This window comes from Moorena sp. SIO3I6 (assembly GCF_010672095.1).
Genome location: NZ_JAAHHU010001313.1, coordinates 1 through 1,432 on the forward strand (window position 1 = coordinate 1; position 1,432 = coordinate 1,432).

The 1,432-nt window shown below is 45.7% G+C and carries 2 protein-coding genes and 1 pseudogene; 1 reads left to right on the forward strand and 2 read right to left on the reverse strand.

Annotation, left to right across the window (positions count from 1 at the left end; all coding sequences use genetic code 11):
* The first annotated feature begins 5 nt into the window (after window positions 1-5).
* A complete protein-coding gene (locus F6K49_RS48880; RefSeq protein ID WP_293109951.1) occupies window positions 6-296 on the forward strand; it encodes a DUF3288 family protein in 291 nt (96 codons plus the stop codon).
* Here F6K49_RS48880 and F6K49_RS48885 read toward each other — a convergent pair.
* Both F6K49_RS48885 and F6K49_RS48890 read right to left on the reverse strand, forming a co-directional pair.
* Window positions 293-418: a hypothetical protein gene (locus F6K49_RS48885; protein ID WP_293054363.1), complete on the reverse strand. Its 126-nt coding sequence runs from the start codon at window positions 416-418 to the stop codon at window positions 293-295. The two genes, F6K49_RS48880 and F6K49_RS48885, sit on opposite strands and share 4 nt — an antisense overlap.
* Window positions 419-691: 273 nt before the next feature.
* Window positions 692-1,432 (reverse strand): annotated as a pseudogene (locus tag F6K49_RS48890) (MCE family protein); the annotation flags it as partial.

Genomic DNA, 1,432 nt, shown 5'->3' on the forward strand with positions numbered 1-1,432 from the left:
CTGAGATGGAAGGAAATCAAGACCAGCAACATCCTCAGGAAAAACGCGATCGCGAAATAGTTAACCGTCTTTTACAACAACAACCCAATGAATACAACTTGGCCGAATTAGCCCGACTGCGGATTCGGTATGACAGCTTTCCCGGTGCTAGAGCGATTCAAAGGGACTTGGATTTACTGCTCCAGCGATGGCAACTGACAGAACAACAGCTTTTTGAGAAAACCCTTCAGATTCATCAAGAGGGTCTTGCGTATAGACGAGACAACAGTTCTGGAAGCCAAGATGACTGGACTTAAGACTTCTTTGCTGAAGTCGCGAATAGGGAGTAGGGAGTAGGGAGTAGGGAGTAGGGAGTAGGGAGTAGGGAGTAGGGAGTAGGGAGTGGTAAAAAATCATTTTGGTTTTTCAGTACTGTCACAAGCCTTTTATGATAAATTTCCAGTTAAAAAACTCAGAAAGCTTACTGTAAAAGCGATGCAGAGGTGCGACCCGTGGCGAATTTAATTACGGGTCAAACGCACCATTACGGTCTTGGGGAGGCAGCGCCGACCTGCGGGGGTCTCCCCCATGAGCGACTGCATCAAGACAGAAAAATTAGGCTCTTCAACTAACAAAATTTACTGAATACGGCCTCTTGCCACTGTTCCCTGTTCCCTGCTCCCTGCTCCCTGCTCCCTTTACTAAATTCATTTCATTTAACCGATTTCCTAGGGGCTGGGGGTAAAAGCTTAAACATCTGTTTTTCTTGATTCGGTTGAAGCTTCTGATCAGCTGGAGCTATTGGATCTATCTTAGCTGGATCGATCTTAGGGGGGGACTTAGGGATGGAAACGGTTTTAGCAGGATCATTAGACGAGGCGGTGTCTATAGCAGTATTGAGAGCTTCCAGTTGTTGAGATATCAGAGCCTGCTGTTGCAGCTGTTCGGTAGAAGACACTAAGCCGCTGAGTCCATTAACTAAATCCTTGACATTGCGGCGAAAAGCTGGATCCCCAGTCAGATCATCTAGGTCAGCGGTAATCTTTTGGGCATTTTCAAAGGTAACTCGTGCTGAGTCTAGGGTTTGTTGTAATACCAGTAAATTAGTAGGACTGTTGAGAGTATTGGAAACATTACGTAAGTTAGCAGATGCTTGGGCAGCATTAGCCGATAGGTTTTCTAAGTTCCGCAGCATCTGTGATACATCCGTTTGATAAACCGCTGAGTTAACCTGATTTGCGGTAATGGTTAAGTTGCTGGTCAATACACGCAGATCTTGACTGGCCTGAGAGATGCTATCTAAGGTGGTGACCAAATTTCCCCGATTACTGACCAATAGTTGATTGGCAGAGGTAATCAACTGATTGAGTTCCCTTGCCGTTTGGCTGTATTGCTGGGAGGTACTAGAAATGCTACTGGTTGCCAACCCAATTAGACTAGATGTTTGATTGGC

Bases quoted from the DNA above. Each gene is read 5' to 3' on its own strand.
- F6K49_RS48880 (WP_293109951.1), top strand. From the start codon at position 6: ATGGAAGGAAATCAAGACCAGCAACATCCTCAGGAAAAACGCGATCGC.